13 protein-coding genes and 1 pseudogene are annotated in these 17,550 nt (G+C 45.8%); 6 read left to right on the top strand and 8 right to left on the bottom strand.

What is annotated here, in order from left to right; genetic code table 11:
• Positions 1-357: a KGK domain-containing protein gene (locus MC7420_RS12795; protein ID WP_044206937.1), complete on the top strand. Its 357-nt coding sequence runs from the start codon at positions 1-3 to the stop codon at positions 355-357.
• A gap of 183 nt (positions 358-540) precedes the next feature.
• On the opposite strand, the gene MC7420_RS12790 is transcribed toward MC7420_RS12795, so the two are convergent.
• Positions 541-795 carry a hypothetical protein gene (locus MC7420_RS12790; protein WP_006101023.1) on the bottom strand — a complete coding sequence of 85 codons (255 nt, stop codon included), beginning with the start codon at positions 793-795 and terminating at the stop codon, positions 541-543.
• A 125-nt stretch (positions 796-920) separates the two neighbouring features.
• Here MC7420_RS12790 and MC7420_RS12785 point away from each other — a divergent pair, with 125 nt between their 5' ends.
• The 3 genes and pseudogenes from MC7420_RS12785 to MC7420_RS43820 all read left to right on the top strand — a co-directional run bounded on the left by MC7420_RS12785 (position 921) and on the right by MC7420_RS43820 (position 2,411).
• The gene (locus MC7420_RS12785) at positions 921-1,166 is read left to right on the top strand and encodes a helix-turn-helix domain-containing protein (RefSeq protein ID WP_006100826.1); all 246 of its coding nucleotides are present in this window, start codon (positions 921-923) and stop codon (positions 1,164-1,166) included.
• 480 nt (positions 1,167-1,646) lie between these two features.
• Positions 1,647-2,000 (top strand): annotated as a pseudogene (locus MC7420_RS43825) (ATP synthase beta subunit C-terminal domain-containing protein); the annotation flags it as partial.
• Complete coding sequence (locus MC7420_RS43820; RefSeq protein WP_390435349.1) at positions 1,977-2,411, top strand: cation:proton antiporter domain-containing protein; 435 nt, start codon at positions 1,977-1,979, stop codon at positions 2,409-2,411. The pseudogene MC7420_RS43825 and the gene MC7420_RS43820, both read left to right, overlap by 24 nt.
• Before the next feature lie 439 nt (positions 2,412-2,850).
• On the opposite strand, the gene MC7420_RS12775 is transcribed toward MC7420_RS43820, so the two are convergent.
• Positions 2,851-3,402, bottom strand: a complete 552-nt coding sequence (locus MC7420_RS12775) for a Uma2 family endonuclease (protein ID WP_006100903.1) — start codon at positions 3,400-3,402, stop codon at positions 2,851-2,853.
• A gap of 144 nt (positions 3,403-3,546) precedes the next feature.
• Here MC7420_RS12775 and MC7420_RS12770 point away from each other — a divergent pair, with 144 nt between their 5' ends.
• Both MC7420_RS12770 and MC7420_RS38045 read left to right on the top strand, forming a co-directional pair.
• A complete protein-coding gene (locus MC7420_RS12770) occupies positions 3,547-4,752 on the top strand; it encodes a Coenzyme F420 hydrogenase/dehydrogenase, beta subunit C-terminal domain (protein WP_044206932.1) in 1,206 nt (401 codons plus the stop codon).
• A gap of 211 nt (positions 4,753-4,963) precedes the next feature.
• Entirely contained in the window at positions 4,964-5,377 is a 414-nt protein-coding gene (locus MC7420_RS38045) for a hypothetical protein (protein ID WP_083799004.1), read from the top strand.
• Here the strand turns inward: MC7420_RS38045 and MC7420_RS12760 are convergent.
• From MC7420_RS12760 to MC7420_RS12740, 6 genes are all read right to left on the bottom strand, one after another.
• Entirely contained in the window at positions 5,374-5,805 is a 432-nt protein-coding gene (locus tag MC7420_RS12760; protein WP_044206927.1) for a hypothetical protein, read from the bottom strand. The genes MC7420_RS38045 and MC7420_RS12760 overlap by 4 nt on opposite strands.
• A gap of 337 nt (positions 5,806-6,142) precedes the next feature.
• Entirely contained in the window at positions 6,143-7,738 is a 1,596-nt protein-coding gene (locus MC7420_RS12755; protein WP_006100887.1) for a gamma-glutamyltransferase family protein, read from the bottom strand.
• Positions 7,739-7,762: 24 nt separating this feature from the next.
• On the bottom strand, positions 7,763-7,915 hold the full coding sequence (locus MC7420_RS39615) for a hypothetical protein (RefSeq protein ID WP_006100865.1): 153 nt from the start codon (positions 7,913-7,915) through the stop codon (positions 7,763-7,765).
• Positions 7,916-7,938: 23 nt separating this feature from the next.
• Entirely contained in the window at positions 7,939-11,298 is a 3,360-nt protein-coding gene (locus MC7420_RS12750) for a helicase-related protein (RefSeq protein WP_006100849.1), read from the bottom strand.
• Positions 11,299-13,695: 2,397 nt separating this feature from the next.
• A complete protein-coding gene (locus tag MC7420_RS12745; protein ID WP_006100763.1) occupies positions 13,696-16,683 on the bottom strand; it encodes an Eco57I restriction-modification methylase domain-containing protein in 2,988 nt (995 codons plus the stop codon).
• Between the two features lie 265 nt (positions 16,684-16,948).
• Positions 16,949-17,377 carry an EVE domain-containing protein gene (locus tag MC7420_RS12740; RefSeq protein WP_006100899.1) on the bottom strand — a complete coding sequence of 143 codons (429 nt, stop codon included), beginning with the start codon at positions 17,375-17,377 and terminating at the stop codon, positions 16,949-16,951.
• Between the last annotated feature and the right edge of the window lie 173 nt (positions 17,378-17,550).

Raw genomic sequence — 17,550 nt, 5'->3', positions numbered from 1 at the left:
ATGAGTGTAGATAATCAGTTTGAACCACTTTTGAGCGGTGAAGTCTTGTCGGTTGATGAATCGACACAACTTTTAATTGGAAATCGCACGTTCCGAGTGGATGAATTTCTAGAAGTGATAAGGATGCAGCTTGAAGGGTTAGAGGGATGGAATCAAGACAAGAATGGTTGGTTTAGTGAAAAGGGTATTTCGGCTGAAGTTTTGAGATTTACAGCTAAAGGTTGGCAAAAAGGTACGGTGAGAATCAGCCTGGAATTTGTTCCTGAAGAAACTGAGACTCAGAAATCCCCAGCTTTAAATACAAGCGAGACATCAAAAAAGCAAGAGAAACTGCCGATTGTGGGAATGATGGGCTAGAGATGTAGGGTGGGCAATGCCCACCTCACAGTAACTTGGAGTTGATTACCATGGCGGCACAATGTCTTGTCCCAATCCCATAGTGCGAGGTTGGGGAGGGCGGGTTTTGTAGAAAAGTTATTGGTTTGTCTGTTAATTTTGCCCCTAAACCCGCCCCTACAGCTTGGTTCTCCCTACTGGAACTCATTCATCCACAAACACACATCGCTTCATTACACTCATTACCTCTCCCGGATTTGCTGTTGGTGTCAGAGGACTCCATTCCGTTACATTGGCAAAACCGAGACGATACAACGTGTGAATGATTTTCACCACGCCTTTGTTAGAACCAACGACGATAACTTTGACGAATTCTCGTCTTGAGTCTGAACGGGTGGAAGCTTGTAGCTGTATCGAGGCTTCGGGGGGTTTAGTATCGGTCAAAACGTTCTTAACCATTGGGGTTTCCCTGATTTGCGTTTACCTGGAGTATTCGCAGATCTGCGAATACTCAAATTGTACGCTGTATCTTCGCAGATCTGCAAATATTTACTTCCTGATCTTCCTCTGACACGATGGGGAACATGGGAAAAGCAGGCAAAGTCCTTCGGCAAGTTTTGGAGAACTACGGCATCAGCCAGAACAAATTGGCTCTCACGTTGGGAGTTAAACCTTCCGTTGTTTTTCGCTGGTTTCATGAGCAGACAGATCCCAGTGCTGAAACTGTCCGAAGTATTGCTGAAGCTTTACACGGTCTTGAGCCAGCCGCTGCGGATGAGTTTGTCCGGCTTTATTTGGGGGATTACCTTCAGGACAGCGATAAAACCTGAAATATGCCAGTGGTTCATTGGAAGTAGTGATTGTTACTCCCTATAACCACAGATTTGTGTAGATTTACGCGGCGAAAATTTTTTGACACGATGGAGGGCATGGGAAAAGCCGGAAAAGTTGGGGCAGGGCGGGTTTTGTAGAAAGGTTATTGGTTTGTCTGTTAATTTTGCCTTGAATAAAGGGCGACCCGACCGAATTGAATGGACGGGTGTTGTGAATTGATGGAAGCGGGTCGCCCCTACAGGTTGTTAGATCATGTTCACCCCTCTCCTCTTCTCGTTGATATATAGCAGTAGACACATCGATTGGGACTTTCGGCACCATTGTAGAGACGCGCCATGGCGCGTCTCTACTTAAATGATGTGTCCTAACCGCTATGGCGGTTGCTATACCTTGCCAACTCCCTCTCTCTTTCAAAAGGAGGATGTTTTAAACACAAATACTGACTTAATTAATAATAAGGATACTCAACCACATACGCGATTAGTCCTCTGGAGAGGTCACTACCCCATGCTTACCCACAGCTTCAATTTGCTCAAGAAATTAAGAGTACCTTGGCGGGTTATGAGGAGCTGAAAGACATTATCGCCATGTTAGGGATGGAGGAATTATCCCAGCGCGATCGCCAAACGGTCAACCGGGCGCGACGACTTGAGCGCTTTTTGACTCAACCTTTCTTTACGACTGAACAATTTACCGGGAAAAAGGGCAAACTGGTGAGTCTAGACGAAGCCTTGGATGGATGCGAACGCATTCTTAATGATGAGTTTAGCGATTATTCTGAGCGATCGCTCTATATGCTTGGTTCTATCGACGAAGCACTTGTAGAGACGCGCCATGGCGCGTCTGGGAGCGGGGGAGACGCTTTATACGAACTGTTTACGCCGTTCTTTTTCATTGGGATTGGCTTGAAAATTAATCCTAGTGCGCTAACGGCGGCTTTAGGAATGGGAGGAATTCTCCTTGTCGCCGCCGTATTAGGCAAACTTATTGGTGCGGGGGGTCCCACGTTGTTAACCACAGGTTGGACGGGTGCTGCGTTAATCGGCGTTAGTATGGTGCCTCGCGCCGAAATTACCATGATTGTCATGGGTAAAGGACTCTCATTAGGGGAGTGGGCGGTATCTAATCAGGTTTTCGCCGCCATGGTTGTTGTATCTGCGGTGACTAGCATCCTAGCACCGATTATTCTGCGTTCATTGCTGAACAAATTGCCTGAAATTCCAACAGGAGTAAGTAACTGATGCCTATTTCACCGCAGCTTATTGTCTGGATTGCGATCGCGTTAGCACAAGTCAGCCTACTGGCTATCGCACCGTTGTTAATTCACTGGCTTTCTTTACTCCCTTAACTATTAGGAAATTATCCTCTTTTAAATTAGATGAACCCTGGCACATTTAGAACCTTAAAAACTTAAATAAGGGCGGGTTTAGTTACCTAGATACCAACAAAAAACGTTAATAGTAAAACCCGCCCCTACAGTTCTGAAAACTTTTTTATCGGAGCATCACCATGAACAATATAACGATAGAAGCTGAGTATGTCGGAAAGCCTGTGATCGTTGCTGAGGCTGTCGAAGTGTTAGATATTCCCTAGAATTGTGGGTGAAAAACTCTACTCCCTGAAGGGGTGACAAGAGACGTGAAGGATAGGCAGGGTGTGGGATGTCGGGAAGATAAACAGTTAAAATTCTGGCGACCACAAATCAACAATAGCGACCTCAAAACCTGGAAGTAAATCAGGAATCGTTAGTACATCACCATCGCCTAAAATTTCGACCTCAGACTCAGGACGATAAATTTCCACCCGGCGCTGTTGCGGATGCATCAAAATACCAACTTTTGTTCCTTGCTCCAGAAAAAATTGAATCTTATCTCTCAACGATTTTAAGGTATCTGTTGGGGACTTTACCTCAACCATTAAATCAGGAGCCAGTTCCGCAAACGAACGAGGACTTCTGGGTAACCGTTCAGCTAAAACAAAAGAAACATCAGGCGCTCTGACATTAGCATTGGGTAGGTCAAAACCTGCACTAGAAGCTGTCACCCGACCAAGCTTTTGAGGTCTTACCCAATTACCTAAAACCCGGACAAATTCGGCAACGACTTCATCTGACTCATAACCCGATGGACTCATAATTATGATTTGCCCGTCAACTAACTCCATGCGATACTCAGGATGGTCTGCTTGTAATTTCTCCAAGTCTTTGCGGGTCAGAGCTGTCAGAGAAGCCATAGAACCTCTTTGAGTCTATATCTAGAATGATTGATAAATTCATTGTATTACCGTTGAGCGCAACTCGGTATTCGGCTCTTATCCCCAACGACGAACTAAGATATCGTGAGAGAAGAACTCCCGTTAAGAGAAAATCCTTTTTCAATGACTGCGACTACTCCCAACTCCGCCAAACACAAAAAAGCCAAAGCCTTGAAACCAGGGACGATCCGCCCTGCCAAGGAACTCTGTAGCGAATGTGGTCTGTGTGATACATACTATATTCATTATGTCAAGGAAGCTTGTGCCTTTCTTAACCAACAGATTCCCGAATTAGAAACCCAAACCCATGGACGTAGCCGGAATCTGGATAATCCCGATGATTGGTATTTCGGCGTCAACCAGAACATGATGGCGGCGCGGAAACTTCAACCGATTGAAGGGGCGCAGTGGACAGGAATTGTCAGCACCATCGCTATTGAAATGCTCACCAGTGGCAAAGTTGAAGGCGTTGTCTGTGTGCAGAATACCAAAGAAGACCGTTTTCAACCGATGCCGATTATTGCCCGAACTCCAGAGGAGATTCTCGCCGCCCGGGTGAATAAGCCAACCCTGTCTCCTAACCTGTCAGTCTTGGAACAAATTGAACAGTCGGGGATGAAACGCCTATTAGTGATTGGCGTCGGCTGTCAAATTCAAGCATTACGGGCGGTGGAAAAAGAACTGGGCTTAGAAAAACTCTATGTTCTGGGGACGCCCTGTGTGGATAATGTCACCCGCGCCGGATTACAGAAATTCCTGGAAACTACCAGCAAGTCTCCTGATACCGTGGTGCATTATGAGTTCATGCAGGACTTTCAAGTTCACTTCAAACACGAAGATGGTTCAATTGAGAAAGTCCCCTTCTTTGGACTTAATACCAAAGAACTTAAGGATGTATTTGCCCCCTCTTGCATGAGTTGTTTTGATTACGTCAACTCTCTAGCGGATTTAGTGGTTGGTTACATGGGCGCACCCTTTGGTTGGCAATGGATTGTGGTGCGAAATGACCGGGGACAGGAAATGCTGGATCTGGTGCAAAATCAGCTAGAAACGCAATCAGTTACGTCTAAGGGCGACCGACATCAAGCCGTGCAACAGAGTATTCCGGCGTATGATAAAGGCGTCACCTTACCGATGTGGGCAGCTAAATTAATGGGGGTGGTGATTGAAAAGATTGGTCCGAAAGGGTTGGAATATGCTCGTTTCTCGATTGACTCCCACTTTACCCGCAATTATCTCTATGTGAAACGCCATCACCCAGAGAAATTAGCGGCGCATATTCCAGAGTTTGCCAAGCGAATTGTTGGACAGTATACTTTACCTGATTAAGGGATTTATCGCTCAAGCAAGTCGGGTTACGTTGCGGCTTAACCAATCAGTATCAAGCGCAACTGACCCTGACTCAATCGATAGGGTATAGTTTCAGCCAAACGAGATCGCCCGATTACAAATATCACGACAATCCAACTCTTATCAATTCTGTTATATAGCGCGTCTAAATGCAACGCGAAATCTTTTTGTTCCCCGTTCTTTAATACCAATGCCTTCCAAAACTTTTATTGTTCGCGCCCACGCGAGAACCATCCATACTCGCCCTGTCACATTCATCTGTGCCAAGTGCCATCAGGCGACGACTCGCGAATGTTATCCGGGTACGCCACCAAAATACTGTCTCAACTGTGCGCCAAAGAAGAAGAAAGCCTCAGCCAGCCGAACACCCGAAAAGGGTATGTTTAAACCCACTCATCACTTAGTTGCTCATAGAACAGGTGAACAGATACCCGTATGCTTAGAAACCTCCCCTGATCCGGGATGGTTTTGGGTGCGTACTGCCCTGGATTGGTTTTCCGGAGAGTCGATTATTCAATATCATAGACAGAAGGGATTATATAGCCGAGATAAACCCTTAGAGGATTACTCCCTAGAAGAGATAGCCTCTGAAACAGAGACTTAACGGTTGCAAATCCTCGATGTCTTGAAGATATCAGGAATCTGGCTAATCCACAAGCAATTTACCCAGTTTGGTTTGGCAGGTTTTAGCGATCGCTGAGTGGGAAAGCGTGCAAATAAGCGGTCTAATTCACTTTTACCACCTTCATCCCACAGCATTTCAATGGGTTTAAATTGCTCGGTATGGGGAAAGTCAGGAGTATGGCAGATTACTCGTTCAGCGTATTGGGTCAACGGCTGAAAGTGAATCGAATAATAGAGTCTGTTGACTGGATAATTTCTGAGTTCAAAGCAGGGAAAAAATTCTGGAAAGCGTTCCCTGGCTTCTTTAAAGCGGTTATAGATATCCCGTTCCCAGCGCTTGCGGGTAATATCATCAATGTCTATATCTTGCTCAGTGAGGAGAATCATCGAATTGTTGGAACGGTACATAAGGGGAGGGAACTTGCTTCACTTTCTACTTTAGAAAGGGCGTGTGACAAGGTTATGACAAATTAATGACAATCTTATCGAGGGGTGACAAGGGAGTTGAGGTGTTGAGGTGTAGGCAGGGTATGGGGTGTAGGGAGGGCTTCACAACCTTTGAGGGAATCTGGTTTTGACGTTAGTAAGGGCGGGTTTTGCTACAGAGGTTATCGGTGAGATTCGACATTGAGTGCCTAAACCCGCCCCTACAGCGTGTTGTATTCTTTAGATTTGGGGTTAGTCAGGGCGGGTTTTGCTACAAATGTTATCGGTGGGATTCAACATTGAATGCCTAAACCCGCCCCTACAGCGCCAATGCCAACCCATCCCCACGGGGTTCAGACGCCGCCACGAAAACGCCTCCCTGCTGTAAAATTATCTGACCCTTGCCAAACCGTTTCCTGTCGGCACTCATTTCAATATGATGTCCCCGTTGAGCAAGTGCCAAAGCCACATCAGACGGTACAGTTGGCTCTAAAAGTACCTGATTTCCGGCGATAAACTGCCATCGCGGTGCATCTAGTGCTGCTTGGGGATTCATGCTATAGTCTGCCAGATTCACTACCATTTGTAGATGACCTTGGGGTTGCATATATTCCCCCATGACGCCAAATGGTCCTAAGGGTTGACCGTCTTGGGTGAGAAAGCTGGGAATAATTGTATGATAGGGACGCTTTCCGGGTGCGACTTGATTAGGATGACCGGCGGCTAAGGTGAACCCACATCCCCGATTGTGCAGGGCAATACCTGTACCCGGAATCAGAATCCCACTGCCAAAGCCTTGATAATTGGATTGAATCAACGACACCATCAACTCCCCATCGGCGGCGGCTAAATAGACGGTTCCGCCTTTGGCTAAACCGGGTTGGGCTAAGGGAATCGCGGTTTCTGTGATCAACTGGCGACGGGTGTGGGCATAGTCTTTATCCAGTAGCTGCTCAACTGTCATGTCCATAAATCGAGGATCGGCGATATAACGCTTGGCATCGGCAAATGCCAGCTTCATCGCTTCAATTTGCAGGTGATAACTGTCCACAGAGTCACGGGGATATTGACGTAAGTCGAATCCTTCTAAGATATTCAAGGCGATTAATGCGGTTAATCCTTGGGTGTTGGGGGGAATTTCCCAAACCCGTAAGTCTCGGTAGGTGGTGGAAATCGGGTTCACCCAATCGGCTTGATGGGCGGCGAAATCGGTTACGGTTAATAAACCACCCGTATCCGCCGCAAAATTCGCGATCGCACGAGCAATGTCTCCCTGATAAAAGCATTCACCCCCAGTCTGGGCAATCCGGGTTAAGGTTTGGGCATGAGCCTCACTTCCCCACACCTCTCCCGGATGCGGCGCCCGGTTATTCGGAAAAAATACAGATTTAAACGGCTCAAATTCTCGCCCCTTCAGGGGGAGGAAAATCGCCTCCGCCTGTTTCCAAGCGGTTGCGGTAACTGGGGAAACCGGATATCCTGACCGAGCATAGCGAATCGCTGGGGCAAATAACTGCTCAAAGGGTAATTTTCCCCACCGTTGCCATAATGTTCGCCAAGCGGAGACACATCCGGGTACGGTGACGGGTAACCACCCCCGTTGGGGGATGTTCTCCATTCCGGTAAAATGGTTTAAGGTTAAAGCCTGAGGACTTTTACCGGAAGCGTTGAGTCCATGTAACTGACCATCCCAGACTAAGGCAAAGGTGTCAGAGCCAATTCCGTTTGAGGTGGGTTCAACTACTGTGAGTGCGATCGCGATCGCTAATGCTGCATCAATAGCATTCCCCCCCGCCCAAATCATCTCCATCCCCGCTAAGGTGGCGAGGGGTTGGCTGGTGGCGACAGCACAATGTTTGCCCATAATCACCCGTCGCGTTGAAGGGTAGGGGTAGTGAGTTAGGTTATTGGTCATTTGTCTTATGTCTTATGTCTTATGTCAAAACACTGATTTCACGGATTTATTAGAGAGAGTGAGGTAGGGAAGTGAGAGATTAGTTACACTGATTACATTGAGTGACATCAGGGTGAAAACCTTCCTGTTAATGATAAAATTTGCCCCTACATCACCCCCAGCTTCCAGACGCGCCATGGCGCGTCTCTACATTGCTTCCATCAAACCAAGGCTTCACTACAAACAATTATCGGAACGAGGCAATCCTCATCTTTTTGGCGACGGTTTAGCCATTCGTGTCGGTCATATTGGGCGTAAAGTTGCTTAAGTTTGATAAACAGTTCATTCCCGGTTATATTATTACGTTTTAGCCGATTTAACTCGCGCTTGAGTCCTGTGGTGACGGGTTCGCGGAAGGCTTTTTCTAATAGATTAATTTGGGCTTTGATGTCCTCATCATTAATCGTTTCAAAAAAGAGTCGGAGTTTGCGTAAACTATAGCGTTGTCCTTGGCTAAGATTGCGGCTATAGTCTCGTTCCGCTTGGCGATGTTTTACGTCTTCGGCAAATTGACCTTTAATTTTCATTACCGCCGCATTATAATCCTGGGGTAAGGATAATCCAGACTCTTGGGCGCTGCTTTTTAGTCGTCCTAAAATGTGAGAGATATCCCGTGATACAATCTCTCCTTTGTCATCGAGTAAGACTAACTGCTGATACCCTTTTAACTCAGGGCGATTGGGATAGGAGGCTTCGCAGAACACGAATAATCCTTTATTTAGGGAGAATTTAGCGGTGCGGATACCATGAGGTAAAGTCGCGATGCGTTTGTATTCGGTTGGGTCATCTTTTTGTAACTGGCGCAGAATTTCTTCGGCTTCATTTAGGTCTAAATATTCCCCATTATCCTCAAATAAACTCAGTTGCTGGCTATCCCCATTTTTCTCATAGATGGCGTACATCGCTTCTTCGTTGAGTTGTTCGGTGGGGTCGAGAATTGCTGCATCTTCGCCGATGGTTTCGTGGATTTCGGCGATGCGGTTGGCGAGGATGCGACGTAAGCCGAGGTTTTTGTCTAACCCGGTTTCGGGTAAAAAGTTAAAACCGTAAACGATATCATTTTCACTACCAATTCTATCAATCCGACCAAACCGTTGAATTAAGCGCACTGGGTTCCAATGCAGGTCATAGTTAATGATTAAGTTGCCATCTTGTAAGTTTAGCCCTTCGGCGAGGACATCGGTGGCAATTAAGGTGTTAATTTCTGATTCATTCCGGGTAAATTCATAGTCGGGGTTGGCTTTGGGGGCGAATCTACCTACAATACGGGCTTTACTTTTATCGCCGCTATAAATAACGTCAATATCATCCTGTTTCCCGTCGGGGTTGAGGTTTTCGTAGAGGTAACGGGCGGTGTCGGCGTATTGGGTAAAGATGAGGCGTTTACTGTTGGTTAGGGGGGCTTGGTTTAGCCAGGTTTTTAGGGTTTGCAGTTTGGTATCTTGGGCGGGAGTGATGGGTTGAACTAAGGCGAGAATTTTCTCGAAGAGTTGGATATCATGGTGAATATGTTTTTGCAAGCGTTCGGCATCAAAATCGGCGAGTTTGTATTTGCCAGAGGCTTGACGTAAGGCGTCAATAATGTCTTGTTCTTCGTCTTGGTTGGGTTCATAGAGAATCGATTGGGCTTCCTCCCCAGCGGGAACAAATCCTTGGATTAAGGCTTTTTCAAAGAGATAATGGGCATTGAGGAGTTTGTTCACGGTTTCTCGGAAAGCTTGGACGCTAGACTCGAAGCGTTTAAAGAGTAGCACCCGGATGAGTCCCCGCAGGTTCGCCCCGGCGGTTTGTAAGCTGGAATAGGGGTCTTTTTTTTGCTTGGCTTTTAAGACATAATTGCCTATACCATAACGGGCATAACAGAGTTCATTGGCGGGGGGATTGATGAGTTGGCGCTGGCGGGATTTTCCTAGATAGTGGCGCAGTTGTTGGTATAAGCCTTGATAGGTATCTTCGATGCTGTATTCAATGGTTTCTAATTGGCGTTTGGGGAAAAATTGGTGCTTCCCGCCCACAATCACGTAGGCGCGGCGTTTCCCGGTGAGGTAGGCGGAAAAGTTGGCGGGTTCGATGGGTTGATGGGTTTTGGCGTCGAAGCCGTACCAACGGAGAATGTGGTTGCGGGTGCGGCGGATCAGGATATGGGATAATAAATTGGGTAAGTCGCGATCGCCTTTTTCGACTAATTTAAAGTAGGCTTTTAAATCGGGGGGGTCTACGGGTAAGTCGGTTTTGTCGTCGGGGTGGAAGAGTTTAATTTGGTTATAAATATCCCAGGCGCTTTTATTGCGGGGGGTGGCGGTGAGGAAGCAGCATTGTTTCCCAGTGGCGAGGAAGGTTTCGACGATTTTGTAGCGTTGGGTGCTAGGGTTGCGGAGGTTGTGGCTTTCGTCGATAAGGATAAAGTCTCTATCTTTATAGCGGAAGTCATTGAGGAGACGGTTTTCCCCATTTTCACCATCATCTCGCAGCATTCCTAGGGAGAGGACACGGGCGTTGAGATGATAGACTTCATTGTAACGTTCCCACATTTCTATGAGGGGGGCGGGACAAAGAATTAACGGGCGGGCGCGTTCCACTTGTTCAAAGCGTTTGACAATCGCGGCGCCGATAAAGCTTTTCCCTAAGCCAACGACATCGGAGACGAAACAGCCACCATAGTCACGGATAATTTTGATGGCTTGGTTAACGGCTACTTTTTGGAAGTCGGCGAGTTTATGGGTAATCGCGTCATCGGCGATAATTTCAATTCGGTTTTCCTCCTGGATGCGATCGCGGACTAACATATAGAGGGTTTTCATATAAATATCGTAGGGGCGGGTTGGCGCCATTACCCACGACTGCTGCATCTGCTGCATTAGGGTTTCGTCGAAGTCTTCGGCGTCTTCCCAGAGTTGGTTAAACCAGTGGGTGAGTTGCTGATGGTTGTCGTTTCCGTGAACAATGACATTCAGTTCAGTATTATGGGAAATGCCGGATAGGGTGAGATTAGAGGAACCAACAACAGCAATACCATTTTCGGCGCGATCGACGAGTTGTCCCAATTGGTTATAAACTTTACCATAGTCGAAGATGTAGGCTTTGGCGTGGAGTCGTCCTTTGGTATATACTCGCACCTGTAAGCGTTTTTCTTCGATCATTTGTACTAGGTTTTTCACCAAGGTTTCCGCTGCATCGGTTTGATCCATTAATTCTACGCTAGAACGGATATTTTCGGCGGTTTGGGCTACCATTTGTTGGCGGAGGATGCGTTTGGGATAGGTTTGGGCTTCGATTTGGTCTTTAATTAGTTCTAAGCGGCGATATCCTTCGGCGAGTTGTTCGATGGTTTCACGGTTGCTAGTATTACCAATCAGTAACCGCATTTCCTTGATAGTGTTGAGACGGGGGGCGATGGCGATGAAACCAGAAAGGAAGAAATAACCGACAGCGAAATGGGCGGCGTCTGAGGAGTCGAGGATACAGTTAATACTGTCTACCAGTTTTTGGTTGCGGTTGTCGATGATATCGTGAGTTGTCATTTGTTATTTGTCATTCGTCTTATGTCTGATGTCTTATGTCAAAGCCAGTAGTGGTGTGACTCAGCTAATTTGGTGAAATAGATTGGGTTCGTAGTGAGGGCTTTAGCCCTAATCTGGGGAACAATTTCCCGATAATCTGATTTTACAATAAAGAGAAGTTTCTCCCCAAGGGGAATAATACGATGGTACAGACAATCTTTGCCAAAGAACTCAGTCTCTACGATTTAGAGACAGAATTTGGTTGACAGTCAACCGAACCAGTATCGTTTATCTCAGGCGTTTCCTATTCTTAAACCAGGTAAGAGATCCCCCAAAGCGCTGTAATCAAAGTCCCCCTTTTGAAGGGGGATTTAGGGGGATCTAAACGGCTGAGGTGTAAGTTTAGGGAGAAGGATTCTGGGATTTAGGAGTTTATGGTCAGGGATATCAATGTTACTGAAAAGGGGGTTACAGGAGCGCACATTTTCCCATGATGAAATAATACCTGAAATCACAGCAGAAATCAAGCGATTCATGGGATTTTTTTGAACAGTGAGAAAGCCGATAACTTGGTGGGTGACGACGGCGCGTTTATTCAACGGTTTGTTGTATTAATGAAGCATCGTCTCACCCACGATGGCGGCTGAGGTGTAAGTTTAGGGATAAGAATTCTGGGATTTAGGAGTTTATGGTCAGGGATACCAATGTTACTGAAAAGGGGGTTATAGGAGCGCACATTTTCCCATGATGAAATAGTACCTGAAATCACAACAGAAATCAAGAGATTCATGGGATTTTTTTGAACAGTGAGAAAGCCGATAACTTGGTGGGTGACGACGGCGCGTTTATTCAACGGTTTGTTGTATTAATGAAGCATCGTCTCACCCATGATGGCGGATGATGTGTCAGTTTAGGGAGAAGAATTCTGGGACTGAGGAGTTTATGGTCAGGGATATCAATGTTACTGAAAAGGGGGTTATAGGAGCGCACATTTTCCCATGGTGAAATAGTACCTGAAATCACCGCATAAATCAAGCGATTCATGCAATTTTTTTTGAGTGGTGAGAAAGCCGATAACTTGGTGAGTTATGACGGCGCGTTTATTCAAGGGTTTGTTGTATTAATGAAGCACCATCTCACCCATGATGGCGGATGATGTGTCAGTTTAGGGAGAAGAATTCTGGGATTTAGGAGTTTATGGTCAGGGATACCAATGTTACTGAAAAGGGGGTTATAGGAGCGCACATTTTCCCATGATGAAATAGTACCTGAAATCACCGCATAAATCAAGCGATTCATGCAATTTTTTTTGAGTGGTGAGAAAGCCGATAACTCGGTGAGTTACGACGGCGCGTTTATTCAAGGGTTTGTTGTATTAATGAAGCACCATCTCACCCATGATGGCGGATGATGTGTCAGTTTAGGGAGAAGAATTCTGGGATTTAGGAGTTTATGGTCAGGGATACCAATGTTACTGAAAAGGGGGTTATAGGAGCGCACATTTTCCCATGATGAAATAGTACCTGAAATCACCGCATAAATCAAGCGATTCATGGGATTTTTTTGAACAGTGAGAAAGCCGGATAACTTGGTGGGTTATGACGGCGGGTTTATTCTATGGTTTGTTGGATTAATTAGGCACCGTCTCACCCATGATGGCGGATGATGTGTCAGTTTAGGGAGAAGAATTATGGGACTGAGTAGTTTAGGGTCAGGGATACCAATGGTCTTGAGTAGGGGGTTATAGGAGCGCATATTTTCCCATGATGAAATAGTACCTGAAATCACCGCATAAATCAAGCGCTTCATGGGATTTTTTTGAACAGTGAGAAAGCCGGATAACTTGGTGGGTTATGACGGCGGGTTTATTCTATGGTTTGTTGGATTAATTAGGCACCGTCTCACCCATGATGGCGGATGATGTGTCAGTTTAGGGAGAAGAATTATGGGACTGAGTAGTTTAGGGTCAGGGATACCAATGGTCTTGAGTAGGGGGTTATAGGAGCGCATATTTTCCCATGATGAAATAGTACCTGAAATCACCGCATAAATCAAGGGGTTGATTCGATTTTTTTGAGCGGTGATTTGCACAAAGATAACTCGGTGGGTTACGACGGCGCGTTCATTAAATGTTTGGTTGTATTAATTAAGCACCGTCTAACCCACCCTACGGCTACCTCGAATTAAACAAGGTTGTAGGTTGGGTTGACGCAAGGAAACCCAACGGAATTTACGATCGCGATAAGATAATGATACACATCTCGCCTAGAATAAACGAACTCTGGGAAAGACATTCTGGTGGGGTAAAGATGTTCCGGCGAAACGTCTCTAGATAAATTTTATGTAGGGTGGGCAAGAGTCATAAACCTTCAAATGCTTATAGTATACTTGGTTGCTCTTGCCCACCTTACCGTAACGTTACAAGCCATAGAGTGCCGCGACTCGTTCATCGATTTCTTTTTCCCATTCCTCACAGTTCATTCCTTTGGCGTCTAAGCATTTTTGGACTAAGGCGGAAATGGCTTCTTTTTCGGTATCTGATGCTTTAGGGATGGGAATTTTACTCATGTAGATGCTGCGTAACTCTAAATCACCACCTCTCAACTTTGAACAAATATTGTTCAGATATTCCCACACAGGAATAGAATTTAGGATGGCTAATAAATATAGGTCGGCTGAATTAATTATAAATGCTTTGTCGTTAGTGAATGATCCTTGAGTATCGTAAGAAAACCGTGATTCTTTAGCAATAACAGGATAAACAATTTTATTTTGTTCAAAAATATCATAGTAATCACAAGCTCTCAATTCCCACCAATATCTACCTTTGTCATAGCGCTTCTCTAATTTCGCTTGCCACTGCTTAAGATGTGAGAATATAGCAGGATAACGCTTTATATTAACACCAATCCGAGTAACAATCAGCCATCTATCCTGAAAGTTAATACACCATTTGCGAATATCTTTACCTACCGCTAACGGCTTAATAATTTCCTCACTCTTAGCATCCTGACGAATCAACTCTTCCCGTTTTGTCCCATCAATAACAAATGCCTGATTAAACCCTGTCAGAACACCTCGATATATCTTACCATCAACATACTCACCCAAAGGAACACCCACTGATTCCATTTGCTTAATCCGCCTCACCGTAGCCGCATCCGTCAACATCCAATTACTACCACTCAAAGCACCACTGGGTAAAACTTGCCCCCTTTCACGACTTAACGCCAACACATCAGGATAGGGAGGAGATAACGAATCAGCCTGAGTAAACCGAACCGAACATTTCCCTTGATTACCCTTAGCCGCAATAAAAATCATCGGGTAAGCCGTCGCACTATGAAACACAGGTAAATCCCCAAAATCCGTAATACTATTCACCTGACAAGTTTCAGTAATATACCCTCTCAACTTCTCCCCATACTTCGCCCGAAACCACTTATTCGAGGAAATAAACGCCAACATTCCCCCAGCTTGTAACAACTGCAACGCCCGGGCATAAAAGAAACAATATAAATCAGACGTACCCGTATAAACCTCCGGATAAACCTGCTTCAGCGTTGGCTTCAATCCCTTAATCAACTCTTGCCTAACATAAGGCGGATTTGCCACCTGAATATCAAACCCCCCCTCCGCCATCACCTCCGCAAACTCCACCGCCCAATCAAACCCAGACACCTGAATACTACCGTGAGTTAATAAAGCAATTTCACCCTTTAACCGCTGAATCTCCTCTTCTAACGACTGCTTTTCCCCACCCAAATGCGCCTTTAAATACGCCCCCTTCGTTTCCCGATACCGACTAATCAACTCATCCCGAAACATCCCCGAACCTGGTTGAGGATTCGGCGCAATTAAACTATCCCCCACCTCAATCTTAAACTTCAAATTCGGTAACGGCGGCGGATCATCCCCCTCATATTCCACCGCCAGAGATAACCACAACCGCAACCGGGCAATATTAACCGCAAATACATCACTATCCACCCCATAAATATTCGTTTCAATAATCTCCAACTTCCGCACATAATCCGTCTTCGCATCAATTTTCCGCGTCGCAAACAAACACTGACGCAACTCCAACAACTCATGCAACATCCCCAACAAATAAGCACCACTCCCACAAGCCGGATCACAAACCTTAACCCGGCGTAACGCCCCCAATACCGCCTCTGGATTAATCAACCCCATCGGGTTATGCTGATCCACAAATGCCTCAATCGCCTCAACCGACTCCGCCAGTAACTGACAGCGTAAATACCCCTTCAACGCCTCCCGACACATAAACGATACAATCGGCTTCGGTGTATAATAACTCCCCGTTTCATGGCGCCCCGTCACCAATTCTTCAAACACCTTTCCCAGCATTTCCGGATCAACCGCCACCTCCACATCCAGGGGTGTACTCTCCGTTACGGTAAAATTAAAGCTAGCAAATAAATCCAGAATAATCGCCTCAATCCCCTCATCGAGCACAATAATCTCCGGATTTTGGTCATCCGCATCTTGTTCAAATAACCCCCCATTCAGATAGGGAACCGTACCCATAACCTCCTGAAGATAACCGCCCTGATTAATCCCGGTGATATCCTGTTGTTGAGGATTATTCAGCCCCGAAAAGAACAAAAGAGACAAACGATCGCGATAAAAATTGCTATCCGATGTACACTTATCTTGATAATCCTGCCACAACGCCTCTAAATAGTTCCTTTTCCCCTGAAACGTCAGCCACCCTTTTTTCTGAATAAAGGCAATAAACATCAACCGATTAAACAGCTTTTGGGTAAACATCCGCCGCTGTTCCCCATCTGCCATCATCGGCTCAAGTAAGCCTTCCACCTGCTCAAATACCCGCCGATACGTCTCAAAGAATTTTTGCGTAACCTTCTCAACATCAAACGCCTGATCATGACGCTGCTGAATTGTCAAGGGTTCTACCCCAGAAATTCCGGCTAAATCTAATAAGCTGAGGCGTTCTGTCGCCGTTCGTAACTGTTCCCCTGAACTAACGGTAATTCGGCGAAAAACCTGACGCTTATCCTGTTTTTTATCGTATTTAACGTTAAGAAAATGCCATTGATCTTGATTATAATTAGAAAATATAAATAAAGCATAAGGATGATTTTTAAACAATTGATTAACCACCGGACGCTGATCACTTGCCAACAAGCGCTCCGACTGCAACCGCCCATAAATAATATGAAATTCACTACCCGCAGACGCTAATAATAGGGGATCTTCTGCTAATAGATGGGACACCGGATCACTCCATCCCCGCCGCGAAAGGGGTTGATTTTCGCGATCGTAATTCAGTTCCGACCAAAATAACTCCTTGAGTGGATTTAACCCTTGCAGCGAAGAAAGGATATCGAGAATAGACTGCTGGAATTCTGGTTGGCGCATGATGAATATCTATAGTTTCAACTAAACGGTGAGATCCCCCTAAATCCCCCTTAAAAAGGGGGACTTTGAGATTGTTTCCCCCTAAAAACCCCTCAAATCTTTCTTAAAAAAAGACTTTGAATCCGGTTCCCCCCATGGAACAAAAAGCGAAGCAACATCTGGTCTCCCCCTTTTGAAGGGGGACGGAAGGGGGATCTAAAGGTTTGAAAACAGACCCTAAAAGGGATCGAACAAGGATTTAGCCATTCAGATGGTAAAAGTTGTCTCACAAACAACCTCTCAACTCATGAACGCGCTGCCATTCTTCAGGTGTTACCTTATAATTTGTCCCATTCGGCACACGAAGCACCCCCAAACTCTTCAACACCGCATCTTGTTTTAAAGAGTCCCGCAATAGTGGCTTCTCTAACAGTTTAGTCGTAAACCGAATACGCGCTTGCGGCTTGCTTCCCAAACGAGACTTATCAATCCAATACCCAATATCCGGGACTTTATCCAACAGCTTAGGCGGTTCAATAATTTCCGCGATCGCATAAATCCCCGCATCCTGTCCGGCTTTCCAAATCAACACCCCATCACCCGCCGCCATATCCTTCGTGTAGCGAGTCACCAACCACGGCATTTGCACAAAATCGCGAATCGCATCAATAATCCGGTAATACTTAGGATTGCCTTGAAAAAGCCAGTACGCCATTCCTTCTCCTTCTCCAAAAAATACCCGTCTAACCCATCCTGATCCAGCCTAACCTAAGCTCAAAACTCTGCAATACCTTGATTTTACCCCTCCCTAACCCTCCCCTTGCCAAGGGGAGGGAAGTTGTACATAAATTCTCAAAAATAAAGCGACGCCTTCTGAACAACTGGCGT

The organism is Coleofasciculus chthonoplastes PCC 7420 (assembly GCF_000155555.1).
Lineage (GTDB): Bacteria > Cyanobacteriota > Cyanobacteriia > Cyanobacteriales > Coleofasciculaceae > Coleofasciculus > Coleofasciculus chthonoplastes_A.
Note: the sequence above shows the minus strand (reverse complement) of the source record. Positions and strands in the feature narration are given on the sequence as shown.